Below are 15,958 nucleotides of genomic sequence, written 5' to 3' on the forward strand. Positions count from 1 at the left end.
CCAGTCTCGTGGGCTCGGAGATGTGTATAAGAGACAGAGATTATATTAATAGAAAATATATACAATGAAATTTCTTTAATTAAAATTAAAGGTTAAATATCATAAAACTTAAAAAGAATATAAATTTCGCATTTTTTAATATTCAAATTTAAAGTGATTAAATAAGGTTTAATAAGGTTATAATTATGGAAGGGAAGAACGCTGTTATCCTATTACTATTAGTATCAATAATAGGATTAACTGTTAGCGCATATATGTTATATTCATCTACTTCAGTTGATGTAACTCAAGGCGATAAAAAAATACTGCTCTGTGCTGTTGATGAAACTGAGAAAAGACCAGGAATGGGTGCTATTGATATGGCTTTCATTATTGATATGAAAGACGGTAAAATAGTAAACGAAACTTCAGTCTATCCCGGTAAAATGTACCACCCCACTAAATCGCCTCCTGCAGCTTTACAGGCCATGGGACTTAATAGATGGTTGTTGCATGATTCACTGTGGAATAACAACACTGAAGAAGGAGTTCAAGTAGCTAAAGAAATCGTAGAGTACCATACTGGTGAAAAAATTGATGTAGTTGTTTTAGTTAACACGGAAGCCGTAGATGCCATGATTCGAGCTATAGGGCCGATTTATGTAGAAGGCCGGGGAAATATCAATGGAAGCTCTCTAGAATTTGTGCGAGAATCACAATATGCTGGAGCATCAAGAGGGCCAGCTGTGGAAGCAATAATGCAAGCTATGACTAAAGCAGTTCAAGATAAAACAAAATTATTAGTTCTTCTTCAAGTCGGTATAAACCAGTATCAAGAAGGGAACATTGTAGTCATTCCAAAAGAGGCTATGATTAAATTTATGGTAGCCAATGGTATCAAAAGAACATTTTAATTAATCATTTAATTTTATTTTTTTTTCAATTTAATTGATTAATTGAGCCCATATATTACTTTTATTTTTTCTCCGATAAATTTAATTATTTTAAAAGCATAATTACTTAATATATAAAATGATTATCCCTATATTCATTAGAAAGTTATTATAATCTTAAAAAAGAGAATAAGAGTAACTTAAAAAACAATGTGGTATAAGTTATGTCAGAAGAAGGTTATTTGGTCTGTGAAAGCTGCAAAGGTTACTACAAGTTACAAAAGGGAGAAAAAGCTTCAGATTTTGATTTATGTGAATGTGGTGGCTCTCTTATTTTTCAAAATGATCTAAATATTATCCCAGATCAAGAAGTATCTGAAGATGATTCTTACAAAAAAGATCCTATACACTCTAACAAAGAAAAAAGGAAAAAAAATAGTTCTAAAACAACAAAAAATAAAGCTGAAAAAAGAAAAGAATTATTTGAAGAATTAACCAAAGAAGTTCATGTACATGAAGATTTATTAAATATAAAAGATGGAAAAATATCTTCAGAGGAAGTAACAGGAAATTTAAGAGATGCGGATAACCAAATGATGGTTAGTAATATTTTGACCAATGAATCCATAATAAGTAACAACAAAGAAACCAGTTCTAACATTAAAGCCGATGAAAACAAACTAATATCCCAAATACATGATAAAAGAACTTCGGTGCGAGAATCCAACACTGAAAATAGCCTTAATGGATCAAACTTTAAAATTATTATGGTATTAATAATTATTATAGCATTAATAGGTGTTTTTTTCTTATTTTTTAAATAATATTTTAATCATAGTGCTTTTTTAAAAAATTAAAAGAATAGGAGATATGAATTTTATAACCTATTCCATTGATTTTTTTAAAGCATCCCCAATTAATTCTATAGTTTTTTCTAAATCTTCGCCGCTATGTGCTTGAGATAAAAAGCCACACTCAAACTGTGAAGGTGCTATGAAAACACCACTTTTGAGTAATTCATGGAAGTATACTGAAAATTTATCAACATCAGATTTTTTCGCATCACTATAACTTTTAACAGTTTGATCATTGAAATAAATCTGGAACATTGAACAAAGCCCAGCTAAATTCAAATTAAACTGGTTATCATCAAGAATATTTTGAATTCCATCTCTTAAAGTCTGTCCTTTTTGATTTAATTTAGAATAGAATTTTTTATCAAGTTGATTTAAAGTAGACAAACCAGCAGTAACTGATACCGGGTTTCCATTGAAAGTACCGGCCTGATAAACCCCTCCAGATGGGGCAATCATTTCCATTATTTCTTTTTTGCCTGCAAAAGACCCCATAGGGAATCCTCCACCAATAATTTTTCCCATGGTTATCAAATCAGGAGTTACACCAAAATATTCCTGAGCACCACCCTCAGCGAGTCTAAAACCAGTTATTACCTCATCAAAGATGAGTAAAATATCATTTTCAGTAGTTATTTTTCTTAAAAAATTCAAATAATTTTCTTCCGGTTCAATACATCCTACATTACCCATAACCGGTTCCATGATTATTGCTGCTATATCTGAACCTTCGTTTTCAATAAGATTAACTACTGCTTCCTCATCATTAAAAGGTGTTGAAAGCGTATTTTTAGTAGTTTCTGTGGGAACACCTAAAGAATCAGGCAAACAAGCAGCTCCAGAACCAGATTTTACCAATACATAATCATGTGCACCGTGGTATGACCCTTCAAATTTCACGATCTTGTTTTTTTCAGTGAAACCCCTGGCCAATCTTATTGCTGCCATGGTAGCTTCGGTGCCAGAATTTACAAATCTTACCATTTCAGCACAAGGCACTTTTTTTACAACGAGTTTAGCAAGTTCAATTTCTTTTTCAGTAGGGACACCATAGGTAGTCCCACTATGAATCTGACTAGTAACATCCGCTATGACCTTTTTAGGAGCATGACCTAATATTAAAGGTCCATAACCCAGACAGTAGTCAATATAATTATTTCCATCCACGTCCTCTAATTTTGAACCTTTTCCTTTTTGCGCGAAAAAAGGATAAGGTTTAAAAGCTCGCACAGGTGAATCAACTCCCCCTGGTAAAAAATTCTGTGACTCTTTAAATAAATCTTCAGATCTCATTGTAGCTACTCCTTATCTCATTCTATGGTTAATATACAAATATTGTATTTATTTCAGATTTAAAGTATAATAAAACTTTGAATTCAATCTAAACATATTTATTTGATTTTTTATTTATAAAATTTATCAAAGCATTTATTGTAGCTACAGCTACAGGTGTTCCCCCTTTAGGTCCTTTGGTTATTAAATGTGGAATTTCCGAATTATTCAAATCTTCTTTAGAATCAGCAGCCCCAACAAAACCTACTGGAACACCAATAACTGATTTGATATTCATTAAATCTTTATTGAATAAATCTATGACCTCATATAATGCCGTTGGAGCATTACCTATAACCACTATGCCTTGAAATTCATTTTCAGCAGCATATTGCATTGCAGCAGCCGCCCTAGTGATCTGCTTATCTTTAGAGTTTTTTATAACATCAGGATGACTTATAAAACAATTTACTTCCCCAGAATAATTATTAATACCAGCCCGGACCATATTTATGTCAGTTAAAATATCTTCCCCCTTTTTTAATGATTTTATACTTTTTGATACAAAATCTTCACTCATAATGGTAAGTTCAGCATATTCTGGGTCTGCAGTGGAATGAACAATTCGTTCCACTATGGCTTTTTCATCAGAGGTTAAATGATCGATTTTGTCCCCAATTAAAGATCTTACTATTTCTCTACTTTTGTGAGCTATATCATAGCCCTGTTTAGTGGATGCACCCATGAACATAATTATCACTTTTTTTTAGCAGATATTAATTTAAATATTGGCGTATTGTGGATAATAAGTATTTATAAAAACTTTTTTAATATTTAGTATTCTATTTTTGATTAATTTTATCAATAAAATCCACATGACAATATTTAATTATAAAGTACTTAGTTTAGTAATTAAATATAGGGGTTAATAAGTTAAAATAGTTTAGAAAAAATATTGATCTGATTTTAATTAAGTTAATTTTCCTTATTTAAAGAATTAGCAGCACAACTTCCTGCATTATATCCTGTTGAAAATGCCATTTGTAAATTATATCCCCCTGTTGGACCGCAAAATTCAATTATTTCTCCTGCAAAGTATAGACCTGAAACAATTCGGGACTCCGTAGTTTTCGAGTTAATTTCTTTATAAGATACTCCACCACAAGTAACCATGGCTTTTTCAATTGGAAGTAAACTTATAATATTAAGTTTTAGATTCTTTAAATTAAATAAAATCCTGTTTTTCTCTTTTCGAGAAATTTGATTTAATTTTTTTTGAGGATCCACATCAACAACTCTCAAAAAAGGTTTAACCATATTTTTAGGTAGTAAAATTTTTAAATAATTTTTAATTATAGTTTTTCCTTTCTGGTTAAAGTCGTGATTAAGCTGTTCTTTTAATTGTTCGGGGGTTAAATCAAACATTAAATCTAAAGACATTTCACATGGAAATAAATCTTGTAAATTTTTAGCATTTAAAGAAATTTTCCGGCTGAAATCAAGAATTCCCGGGCCAGATAATCCAAAATGAGTCAATAAAACTGTCCCTCTAGATGAAATTTTCTTTTTAAAAGCATCATCTGAATTAAAATTAATATTTAACCCAACATTCTCTAATTTCAATCCAGACAAATCTTTTACCCACTGCTCCCTAATCTTAAACGGAACCAGCCCTGGTTTTATCGGAGTTATATGGTGTCCTAATTTTTTAGCAAATTTCAAACCTTCACCATTAGAACCCGTTAAAGGATATGTAACACCCCCTGTAGCTAAAATAAGTTTATTAGACTTTATTTTATTGGATGTATGGGTCGGATACGAAGAGTTGCAATCCTCAATTGTTATATTGAAAACATCCTTATTTTTTTCAATATCCATTACTCTTTTACTTAATACTACATCCACGCCAAAATCTTTCAGATACTTATCTAAAATCTCCAAAATTGTTTTTGAATCATCAGTAACCGGATAAATTTTTCCATTATTTTCTGTTTTGAAATTAAGACCTTTAAATTTAAAAAATTTCAGTAATTTTTCACGATCAAAATTAAAAAAAGATGGCTTTAAAAAAGCGCTATTTTTTCCAAATAAGTTGACCATGCTATTTATAGGAGAATCATGAGTTATATTGCAACGTCCTCCACCAGTTAATAACAATTTTTTACCTAGATTGTCATTTTTCTCAATTAGAACTACGTTAGATTTAGAAGGATGCCTCAAAGTTTGGGCCGATTTAATTGCAGCCATCATCCCTGCAGGGCCTCCACCAACAACAGCTACCTGATATTTCCTCATTTTTAAAAAACCTTCATTTGATAAAAAGTAGTAAAAACTTTAAAATTAAAACCCGGATAGTTGAATAAAATAAATAAAATAGGAATAGAAATTAAGGAGTCAACCTTCTTCTATCTCGTGGGAATAATACAGTTTCTCTAATGTTATTTAACCCGGTGATAGTCATGTTAAATCTTTCAGCACCCACTCCCCATCCTGCATGTGGGGGCATTCCATAATCAAATGCTGCTAAATAACGTTCAAATGATTCAGGATTTAAACCTTTACTTTTGATTTTTTCCACCAGAATATCATATCTGTGTTCTCTCATCGCCCCAGAGGAAATTTCCAGATCTTTGTACATTAAATCAAATGCATAACTCTTTTCAGGAGTCTCTTCATCAGCCATTACATAGAAAGGCTTAATTTCAGTAGGCCATCCTGTGATGAAATAATAACCCTCCATCATTTCACCTAATGCTTTTTCAGCTGCTCTTGATAGATCTTCACCATGTTCTAAAGGAACTCCCTGAGCATTAACCATATCGATTACATCATCATAGTCCAATCTTTTAAATGGGATTTCAGGAATTTCCAGATCTATATCTAATACTTCTAAATCCGCTGCACAGTGCTTTTTAACATCACTGATAGATTGAACAACCATTTTTTCGAGTACATCCATAACATCTTCATGGCTCATGAACGAAGATTCCATATCAATGGAAATGACTTCATTAAGATGTCTTAAAGTATCGTGTTCCTCTGCACGGAAAATCGGTGCAATTTCATATACTTTATCAAAACCTGCGGACATCATGGTCTGTTTGTATAATTGAGGGCTTTGACCCAGGAATGCTTCTCTTTCAAAATAAGTGATTGGAAAAAGTTCAGTTCCTCCTTCAGTAGCAGATGCCACTAATTTGGGAGTGTTTACTTCCAAATAACCATTTTCTTCAAGAAATACTCTTACAGAATGCAGCATTCTGCTTTTAATTTTGAATATGGAACTAACTGCAGGCTTTCTTAAATCTAAAAATCTGGAATCCAAACGAGTATCTATTTCTGCTCTTACTTTTTCAGTAGGATCAAGAGGAAGTGGCTGCTTAGATTCATTTAAAACAATTAAAGAAGTGGGTAAAACTTCCACACCATTAGGTGCTTTAGGTGATTCCTGGACATTTCCTCTAACTGCAATTATAGATTCTTTTTTAATTTTTCGCAAATCTTCGAAAAGTTCTTTTTCAATTTTTTTACTGGGAGCCGTGACCTGAACAATACCATCCCTATCACGTAGTAAAACAAATATTATTCCACCTAAATCCCTAATTTCATGAGTCCATCCCATAATAAGAACTTCTTCCCCATTTAAATCTGGATTAACTTCTTTTGAATAATGAGTTCTTCTTAAATCACCTAATGAACTTATCATTTTATCACCTCAAATTTTTAATATTAATGATCAATTTTAATCGAATAATCATTCGAATTATAATAAACAATAGGTCTTATATTATAATATTAATAATATTATTTATTTAATCTCTTTTTAAATGACTCTGAGTGAGCAAATAAACCTTCATATTCTGCTAAAGGAACAACCACATCTTTTAAATATTCTAATCCATCAACAGATAATTTTTGTACTGTTGGTTTCTTTAAAAAAGATTCAGTAGAAAGCCCAGAATACATTTTAGCACATCCTGCAGTTGGCAGAACATGGTTTGTACCGGAACCATAATCTCCAGCAGCGACAGGAGTCAACTCACCTAAAAATATGGAACCTGCATTTTTAATATATTTTAATGTATTTTCAGGATTTTTGGTCATTATAATCAAGTGTTCAGCAGCATATTGGTTTGCAAAATATATTGCTTCATTCTCAGATTTTGTTATAACAATTTTCCCATATTTTTCAAGAGATTCTTTTATGATATTGCTTCTTTCCATATATTTAATGTTTTCTTGGACAATACTTTGAACATCTCGGGCTAAAGACTCAGAAGTTGTTACTAAAAAACAGGAAGCATTGGGATCATGCTCTGCTTGGGCAAGAATATCAAAAGCAATGTAATCTGCATTAGCTGTTTCATCTGCTAATATTAAAACTTCAGATGGGCCTGCCGGAAAATCAATATCCACTTCTCCAAAAACCAATTTTTTAGCAGCAGTTACAAAAATATTACCCGGACCCACAATTTTGTTTACAGTTTTAATGCTATCGGTACCATATGCCATCGCTGCGATAGCTTGTGCACCACCCACTTTATAAACTTCATCTGCACCAGCTATATCTGCAGCAACCAAAATAGCATCGGCAATTTTAGCATCTTTTTGAGGGGGAGTACAGCATACAATTTTTTCAACCCCTGCAATTTTTGCAGGTATAGCTGTCATGAGAATAGTAGAAGGATAGACTGCTCTACCTCCGGGAATATAACAACCCACACTCTCTATAGGCCTTATAATTTGACCTGCATCAATTCCAGGAGCAATATTTTGGAACCATTCATTAGGGAGTTGTAATTTATGAAATTTTTCAATGTTGGAAGCTGCTTTTTTTAATGAATTAACTATCCCGGCTTCCAAGTTATTATAGCTTTTTTCAATTTCATCAGAAGTAACTTTGAAATTTTCGAGATTAACGCCATCGAATTTCGCCGTGTATTCTTTTAAAGCATTATCCCCATTTAATTTAACATCGTTAATAATGGACTGAACTGTAATTAAAACATCATCAACATCAGTTTGAGATCTTTTGATCAGTTCAACAATTTCCTGGTCTTTATATTCTACGATTTCCATCATATCACAGTAATAATTATTATTCAATGCATTAATTATATCATAGCATATATAATTAGATTTTTTATTATTAAATCAAACACTAATCAATACTGTTTCAATTAATTTTATACACTAATAAATTAATTAAATAAAATTAGTAAAACAATACGATTTATTATTTTCAATAAGGAAATTTAAATGTGTAATTACTAGTATATTAACTTTAAAATAACCCATCTGCAAGTAATTATTAAGTAGTGCCTCTATAAAATAGCATGTGTTAATTGTTCAAATAACTTATCATTAAATTTAATAGAGTTCTTAATGTAATTAAATAATTGAAGAGTATAAATAAATATTAAATGTTAAAATTTAAATTATAATAAAGTGTAGCTAACTTTATTTTAGTGAAGTATTAACTGACATCATTATTATGAATTCAGAGATATTTAGTAAAGAAAAGCTTATCTTATCAAGTATCCATAATTGAATATAAGTCTAAGATATAAAATATAGCTGATGTGAAACTTAAACAGTTATTTTTATTTAGTGAATTCGTGCTTTTGCGTCAGATTTATATAAGATGCAATAATGACTATTAGTTAGGAGATTTGAGGTTGGTACCCATGTATAAGGATGAAATGATACAACTCCATCAATTTTTAGTATATGTTTTAAAATATTTAGAAAACGGCTACGAAATAAAAAGTGAATGCGAAGATTATATCTCACTTAATATTAGCCCTCACCACATCCATAGAACTAAAGCCGAGCATAAATATGCAATTTTTGTGCTTTCAAGTGCAATTTCTGAAATCATTGCCAAGGAAAATAATGGGACTTTACCAACTAATGTTGTGAATGGGTTATCAGAGCTGGCAAAAAGATCTAGAAAAGAATTAATAAAAGTTGATCTCCAACTAGAAGCCAAATAATAGATATTATCTGAAATTAATAAACATTTCATCCATATAAAAAAATAATTAAATTTTAAGTATATATCTTTATAATGAAATACCCAATATAACCTTATTTTTAATAAATTCACTATTTAATCTGATTTTTTTAAATCATCTTTATTTTTAAATATTCTTTTTGGCGATTAATAGTAAAACTTTAATAATTTTAAAAAGATAATTATTTTATTAATATGATTAATTAATCCTTAACAGATTAAATTAGTCAATCTTATTTTCATTAAGGTGTTTTCTATGAAAAGTATGAGAAAAATGGTTTGTTTAGTAGATGGGGAACATTACTTGCCAGTGACTAAATCCGCTATTGAAATGTTGGATAGTCTTGAACATATAGATGTTGTAGCCATGGTTTTTATTGGAGGAACAGAAAAACTCAGATCGGGTTCTGAAAAAGAATATGAAGAAATGATGGGTAGGCCTGTTCATTTTGGACCGCACACCGATGAAATCCCGTACCAATTAATTGTGGAAATGGTGAACCAATACCAAGCAGATGTGGTTATGGATTTAAGTGATGAACCCGTTCTTGATTATTCTAAAAGATTTAAAATAGCTTCTGAAGTTTTAAAGTTAGGAATTCCTTATGAAGGCCCTGATTTTGAATTCAAACCTTTGACAGAATATAATGTACTTAAAAAACCATCATTAAAAATTTTAGGTACTGGAAAAAGAATAGGTAAAACAGCTGTTTCTGCATATGCTGCGCGTTTAATTCATGAAAATAAATATAATCCCTGCGTAGTTGCTATGGGTCGAGGAGGACCTGAAGAACCAGAAATAGTTCGAGGAGATCAGTTAGAAATCACCCCTCAATTTTTGATGGAACAATCAGATAAAGGAGTCCACGCGGCATCAGATCACTGGGAAGATGCATTAATGAGCCGTACACTAACCATAGGTTGTAGAAGATGTGGAGGTGGGATGGTAGGAGATGTTTTTATCACCAACATGAAAAAAGGAGCTAAGCTTGCCAATGACGTTGACGCCGACTTTGTGATAATGGAAGGAAGCGGGGCAGCCATCCCCCCTATAAAAACAAACAAACACATAGTTCTTATAGGTGCAAATCAACCTATAATCAACATTAAAAACTTTTTTGGGCCTTATCGTATTAATTTAGCCGATTTAGTAATCCTCACCATGTGCGAAGAACCCATGTCCAGTGCTGAGAAAGTTGAAGAAATTGAAAAGTTTGTTAATGAAATTAATCCAGAAGCAAAAGTTATCCCCACAGTTTTCCGCCCTAAACCTTTAGAAAACATTAATGGAAAAAATGTCTTATTTGCTACTACCGCACCAGAATCAATTAAAGATGTTTTAGTAGATCACCTCGAAGATCAATATAAATGTAAAGTTGTTGGAACTACTCCCCACTTATCTAACCGACCTTTATTGCAGAAAGATATTGAAAAATACATGGATAAATCCGATGTAATGCTCACAGAGCTTAAAGCTGCTGCAGTAGATGTGGCAACAAAAGATGCATTAAAAGCAGGCATGGAAGTTGTTTACTGCGATAACATACCTCTGGTAATTGATGAGAAATACGGTAAACTATCTGAGGCTATAATTGATGTTGTGGAGAAATCTATTGCTGATTTTAATGCAAAATAATTAATCCCCTCTTTTATTTATTTTTTTTATAATTAACCAGATTTAAAAGAATTAATTTTAGCATGATGTTTTTGGTGATATTTTGGAATATGAAGAGCTAAAAAAATTATTGAAATTTAGTTTAAAAGAAAAAGAGGTCATAAAAAATCTTCAGATCCCTGATGATGCCTTTTTACCTTTAATTTTCTCAATTAGATTCGGCGGCGACTGGAGTTTAAGTAAAAATTCCCGCAAAACCATGGCTATTAAAGAAAAGATTACTCAATATAATGAAAATACTAAAGAGGGTTATACTTTAGAGAAAGTTTACTTATTTTTAAATCCACAGGTGATTAAAGAAGAAGGTGTTGTTTACCGCTTAGAAAAATGTAGTACCAAAAATGAAAGAGAGCTAGTGAAAAGACCATATGAAGTATTAGTAAAGGGGGACTTCATATTAGAAGCAACTCTTAATCCCCTCGACCTTAAAATTAGATTAAAAAAAATCAATAATCCCTTAAAATTTACAGGTCCCAGTGCTTACGGAGTATCCCATGAAATAGAGCACCTTGAAAAAATAAAATCCGAAGGAAAACCATTCTGGGAATTTGAATACGAAATAGTTCATTAATTACATATGTTATTTATTATTTTAATCCATTTCGTACTGTATTAATTTTAGATGATGTTGCATGGAATAATCTGTTAAAAACAGGGCCAATATCTTCATCCAATATCTTCAACCCTTCTTCAGTTATTCCGCCAGGAGTTGCTACTCTAGAAATTATTTCATCCGGATCCCAATCTTCATTGGCCATGAGTTTAGCTGTGCCATATAAAGTTTGGATAACCATATCACGGGCATCTTTTTTAGGAATTCCGCTTTTCTCCGCCCCTATGTCCGCGAATTTCATGGCCAAAAATGCCCAGAATGCAGGAGCACAGCTAGTGAGATCTGTTCCAATTCTTAAATCACTTTCTTGAACTGTCTTTACAATGCTTATGTTCTCAAATAATTCTTCTAAATATTTTTTTTCAGATTCTGAAACTTCTTGATTATGTAATAATAATGAAACTCCTTCAAATGCTGCAGAAGTTAAGCTGGGGATAATCTGAGTAACTTTACCATGGAATACAGTAGAAAATGTACTCATATCCATACCAGCAGAAATATGTATAATATGAACATCTTTAGATAGTGATTCTTTAATTTCTTCAATTACATTTATCACTTCACCAGTTGTTACAAATAAAAAAATTTTATCTATTTTTTCTGCTAACGATCTATTATTATCCGCTATTTCAATTTCAGGATACTCTCTTTTTAAATCGATTAATTTTTCCCGAGTACGGGTTGATATTATTATACGATCGGGACACAATGCATTGGATTTTAATAAGCCATTGATTATCATACTACCCATACTGCCATATCCAATAAAACCTATTTTCAATTTATTTCGTACCATTATACAGCACCCTACCTTTTTTTTCTCTTTTTAATTTATGACAGTAATTCAAAATTACATTGGTTTGCTATCTTCCATAAGTATTGAGGACTTATTTTTTTGTATCTTAAAGATTGTATTAAAATCAATAATCATTATTTCAATTTCAAAGTATTAAAAAATACTTGAGTTTTGGTAATCTTAACAATTAAAACCCATAATTATTTTATTATAATAATTCAAACAGGACTGATAAATATAATATATTTAAAAAAAAAGAAAGTATAATTGATTTATCCCAATATAACATGTAGAGCAAACGATATGATTTAAATATCGTTTAGGATAAGGTCAGATCAAACCGGTCAAGGTTCATGACCTTGTCCCATGCCTTTATAAAATCGTGCATGAACTTATTTTGAGAATCATCACAGGCATAAAATTCAGCTAATGCCCTGAGTTCAGAGTTTGAACCAAATATGAGATCAACTCTCGTACCAGTCCACTTGAATTCACCCGTTGCTCTGTCATACCCCTCAAACATATTATCATCTTCTGAAGACACCTTCCATTCCGTTTTCATATCAAGCAAATTCACAAAGAAATCATTAGTAAGGCTCTCAATCCTTTTAGTGAAGACACCATTTTGAGATCCTCCAAAGTTAACCCCTAGAACACGCAAACCTCCAATGAGAACTGTCATCTCTGGAACAGTCAATGTTAACAATTGAGCTTTATCCACTAGCAGCTCTTCAGGCTTAACTTCAATTTGAATCTTTTGATAGTTACGGAACCCATCAGCTACTGGTTCGAGTACTGCGAAAGATTTTACATCAGTTTGCTCTTCTAGAGCATCCATACGTCCCGGGATGAAAGGCACCTTTAAATCATATCCTGCATTTTTCGCAGCTTGCTCAACACCAGCACAACCAGCCAAAACGATCATATCCGCCATAGATACCTTCTTATCGCCTGATTGGGCATTATTAAATTCGTCATGGATCTCTTCAAGCATATCAAGTACTTTAGTTAGCTGTTCTGGCTGGTTTACTTCCCAATCTTTCTGCGGGGCCAGCCTTATGCGAGCACCATTGGCACCACCTCGGTTGTCTGAACCTCGGAAAGTGGATGCTGATGCCCAAGCAGTCGAAACCATCTCTGAAACTGAAACCCCCGAATTTAATATTCTGCTCTTAAGGACAGCAATGTCTTCTTCATCTATGAGTTGGTGATTAACCTCAGGAATAGGGTCCTGCCAGATAAGATCCTCTTCAGGTACCTCCGTACCGAGATATCGCGTTCGAGGACCCATATCACGATGGGTTAACTTAAACCAAGCCCGAGCAAATGCATCTTCAAGCTGGTCTGGGTTTTCATAAAAATGTCTTGAAATCTTTTCGTAGATAGGATCGAATCTTAAAGAAAGGTCCGTGGTTAACATACCTGGTGTGCGGCGTTTTGAGGAATCATGTGGGTCGGGTACAGTACCAGCTCCTGCATCATCTTTTGGTTTCCATTGGTATGCACCTGCAGGACTCTTAGTCAGTTCCCATTCAAATTCGAATAATATTCGCAGAAAGTTGTTGTCCCACTTCGTAGGAGTATTAGTCCATATCACTTCAGGGCCTCCGGTAATCGTATCGTTACCTTTTCCAGTACCTAAGCTGCACTTCCAACCCAAACCCTGCTGCTCAATTGGAGCAGTTTCTGGCTCAGGGCCAACCAATGCAGGATCACCAGCGCCGTGAGTTTTACCAAAAGCATGACCTCCCGCTATGAGAGCTACTGTCTCTTCATCGTTCATAGCCATACGAGCAAAACTCTCTCGAATATCCCTAGCAGCAGCAATGGGATCTGGCTTACCATTAGGCCCTTCCGGATTGACATAAATCAAACCCATCTCAAGAGCAGCAAGGGGATTTTCAAGTTCCCTATCCTCACTGTGACGCTCATCTGAAAGCCACTCTCTTTCAGAACCCCAATATATATCTTTTTCGGGTTCCCAAATATCTTCACGCCCTCCACCAAAACCAAAAGTCTGAAAACCCATGGATTCTAAGGCAACATTACCTGCGATAATCATCAGGTCAGCCCAGGAAATTTTTTGACCATACTTCTGTTTTATAGGCCAGAGCAATCGACGTGCCTTGTCGAGATTGGCATTGTCAGGCCAGCTATTTAAAGGTGCAAATCGTTGGCTGCCATGTCCTCCTCCCCCTCGGCCGTCACCAGTCCTATATGTTCCCGCACTGTGCCATGCCATGCGAATGAATAAAGGCCCATAATGACCAAAATCAGCAGGCCACCAATCCTGAGACTTCGTCATAAGTTCATTGAGGTCTTTTTTTAAAGCATCTAAATCCAGGCTCTTGAATTCTTCAGCATATTTGAAATTCTCGTCCACTGGATCAGATTTTGAGGAATGCTGACGCAGGATATCAAGATTTAATTGGTTTGGCCACCAATCTCTATTCGTCATGCTCCTGCTAGCATTTTTTTTACTTTTTTCATCCATGTTTTCACACTCTTTTTATTAATAACCCCTATATTCTATTTTTACATGTTATATCTGTTTTTTAGAGCATAATCAATACAAATAAAACCCCTAAAAGACACGATTTTGAATTTATTTTTAAAAATTCTATAACAAGATTATTTATATAAAAACTTTTATTAAAAATTAGTTATTAGTCATTCTAATGTTAATACCTTGTGACTCTATGATTTAATTATTCTGCTATGGAAACAATTGAATGTATTGCACTAATAGATACTGTGGCCCTTAAATTATTAATAGAATATTATATCCCTAATCCACTAAGCCTTAATAAACTTAAAACTAAAATTTAATTCTCAAATTGCAAAATATTTTTTAATATCCTTAAAAAATAAAAAATTCAAAAAAAATGAGTTTTAGTTTAATATTCATCAATTGGAATAAGACTATCTGATAAGACATCATCAGTTATCCACGCCTTCACAACTTCATTGAAAAAATCAGGTGCTGCCAGGTTCCATGTATGTACCATTTCTGGAGCTATATATCCTTTTGACTTACTTAGAACTTTTGTTAAATCCCAAACAGATTTTTTGATAATCTCATATTCTTTTGCACCGGCCAAAACAAGAACTGGATTATTTGATTTTTTTAAGCCATCTGGAATCTTGAAAAACATATTTTCATGGATTATTCTACTTAAAGAATCTTTTTTAATCACTTCAGTTGATTCTTTCAAATATTCAAAATACGTTTTTGGAATATTATAACTCCTGATATTGGCTTTTATTAAAAAATCAGTGTCTTTAATCGGCATGTAAATTTTAGTAATATGATTTATTAAATTCAAAATAAACTCATTTTGAGGAATTTGTCGAATTAATGTTCCACTGAGTACTACATGATCCACAAGTTCCGGGGATTTACTCAACATTTGTAGTGCAACCTGTGCACCCAAGGATATTCCCACTAAGTGGGCTTTTTTGTTATTAGACTTCTTTTCAATTAGATTTAAAACTTTAGCCGCGGCATTGTCTATTGTGAACTGTCCGACATCCTTACTTTTCCCATGTTCCTGAAGATCAGGTACTATGCAGTGGTAATCCTTAAAATACTTCAGTTGTTCATTCCACATCCATCCCGCTAGTGCACCACCATGTAAAAATACAATAGATTGCTTATTTCGATCTCCTGTTTCTTTGATAAATAAGTCCATATTTCATGCACCTAAAGTTTCAGTTATTTGTAAATTTATGAGTTGTGATATAATTCTATCTAAAGTTTGCTTCTAAATACTGATTATAATCTGATTAATTAATGATATTAATAAAGAATCTTACTACAGAATAGTTTCGAATAATATAATAAATTGGAGTAGACATAT

13 protein-coding genes are annotated in these 15,958 nt (G+C 32.7%); 5 read left to right on the forward strand and 8 right to left on the reverse strand.

Features of this window, described 5'->3' with window-relative positions; translation table 11 throughout:
* Positions 1-185 precede the first annotated feature (185 nt).
* Both MXE27_RS10480 and MXE27_RS10485 read left to right on the forward strand, forming a co-directional pair.
* Positions 186-893, forward strand: a complete 708-nt coding sequence (locus MXE27_RS10480) for a DUF4012 domain-containing protein (RefSeq protein ID WP_248612389.1) — start codon at positions 186-188, stop codon at positions 891-893.
* A gap of 203 nt (positions 894-1,096) precedes the next feature.
* On the forward strand, positions 1,097-1,696 hold the full coding sequence (locus MXE27_RS10485) for a hypothetical protein (protein WP_248612390.1): 600 nt from the start codon (positions 1,097-1,099) through the stop codon (positions 1,694-1,696).
* Between the two features lie 60 nt (positions 1,697-1,756).
* Here MXE27_RS10485 and hemL read toward each other — a convergent pair whose 3' ends face one another.
* From hemL to hisD, 5 genes are all read right to left on the reverse strand, one after another.
* A complete protein-coding gene (gene hemL / locus MXE27_RS10490) occupies positions 1,757-3,019 on the reverse strand; it encodes a glutamate-1-semialdehyde 2,1-aminomutase (protein WP_248612391.1) in 1,263 nt (420 codons plus the stop codon).
* A gap of 88 nt (positions 3,020-3,107) precedes the next feature.
* Positions 3,108-3,749: a cobalt-precorrin-8 methylmutase gene (locus tag MXE27_RS10495; protein ID WP_248612392.1), complete on the reverse strand. Its 642-nt coding sequence runs from the start codon at positions 3,747-3,749 to the stop codon at positions 3,108-3,110.
* A 224-nt stretch (positions 3,750-3,973) separates the two neighbouring features.
* Positions 3,974-5,293: a BaiN/RdsA family NAD(P)/FAD-dependent oxidoreductase gene (locus MXE27_RS10500; protein WP_248612393.1), complete on the reverse strand. Its 1,320-nt coding sequence runs from the start codon at positions 5,291-5,293 to the stop codon at positions 3,974-3,976.
* A gap of 91 nt (positions 5,294-5,384) precedes the next feature.
* The gene (gene aspS / locus MXE27_RS10505; RefSeq protein WP_248612394.1) at positions 5,385-6,704 is read right to left on the reverse strand and encodes an aspartate--tRNA(Asn) ligase; all 1,320 of its coding nucleotides are present in this window, start codon (positions 6,702-6,704) and stop codon (positions 5,385-5,387) included.
* Positions 6,705-6,802: 98 nt separating this feature from the next.
* The gene (gene hisD / locus MXE27_RS10510; protein WP_248612395.1) at positions 6,803-8,077 is read right to left on the reverse strand and encodes a histidinol dehydrogenase; all 1,275 of its coding nucleotides are present in this window, start codon (positions 8,075-8,077) and stop codon (positions 6,803-6,805) included.
* A 608-nt stretch (positions 8,078-8,685) separates the two neighbouring features.
* On the opposite strand from hisD, the gene MXE27_RS10515 reads away from it, so the two are divergent.
* From MXE27_RS10515 to MXE27_RS10525, 3 genes are all read left to right on the forward strand, one after another.
* Complete coding sequence (locus tag MXE27_RS10515) at positions 8,686-8,994, forward strand: UPF0058 family protein (RefSeq protein WP_248612429.1); 309 nt, start codon at positions 8,686-8,688, stop codon at positions 8,992-8,994.
* A 276-nt stretch (positions 8,995-9,270) separates the two neighbouring features.
* Entirely contained in the window at positions 9,271-10,650 is a 1,380-nt protein-coding gene (locus MXE27_RS10520; protein WP_248612396.1) for a cyclic 2,3-diphosphoglycerate synthase, read from the forward strand.
* Between the two features lie 82 nt (positions 10,651-10,732).
* Positions 10,733-11,260, forward strand: coding sequence for a putative ATP-dependent zinc protease (locus MXE27_RS10525; RefSeq protein WP_248612397.1), 528 nt, complete (start codon positions 10,733-10,735; stop codon positions 11,258-11,260).
* A gap of 16 nt (positions 11,261-11,276) precedes the next feature.
* Here MXE27_RS10525 and MXE27_RS10530 read toward each other — a convergent pair whose 3' ends face one another.
* From MXE27_RS10530 to MXE27_RS10540, 3 genes are all read right to left on the reverse strand, one after another.
* Positions 11,277-12,098 carry a pyrroline-5-carboxylate reductase family protein gene (locus MXE27_RS10530; RefSeq protein ID WP_248612398.1) on the reverse strand — a complete coding sequence of 274 codons (822 nt, stop codon included), beginning with the start codon at positions 12,096-12,098 and terminating at the stop codon, positions 11,277-11,279.
* Positions 12,099-12,417: 319 nt separating this feature from the next.
* Positions 12,418-14,592: a catalase/peroxidase HPI gene (katG, locus tag MXE27_RS10535; RefSeq protein WP_248612399.1), complete on the reverse strand. Its 2,175-nt coding sequence runs from the start codon at positions 14,590-14,592 to the stop codon at positions 12,418-12,420.
* A 403-nt stretch (positions 14,593-14,995) separates the two neighbouring features.
* Positions 14,996-15,790 carry an alpha/beta fold hydrolase gene (locus MXE27_RS10540; RefSeq protein WP_248612400.1) on the reverse strand — a complete coding sequence of 265 codons (795 nt, stop codon included), beginning with the start codon at positions 15,788-15,790 and terminating at the stop codon, positions 14,996-14,998.
* Between the last annotated feature and the right edge of the window lie 168 nt (positions 15,791-15,958).

Origin of the sequence: Methanobacterium alcaliphilum (genome assembly GCF_023227715.1) — an archaeon.
GTDB lineage: Archaea > Methanobacteriota > Methanobacteria > Methanobacteriales > Methanobacteriaceae > Methanobacterium_E > Methanobacterium_E alcaliphilum.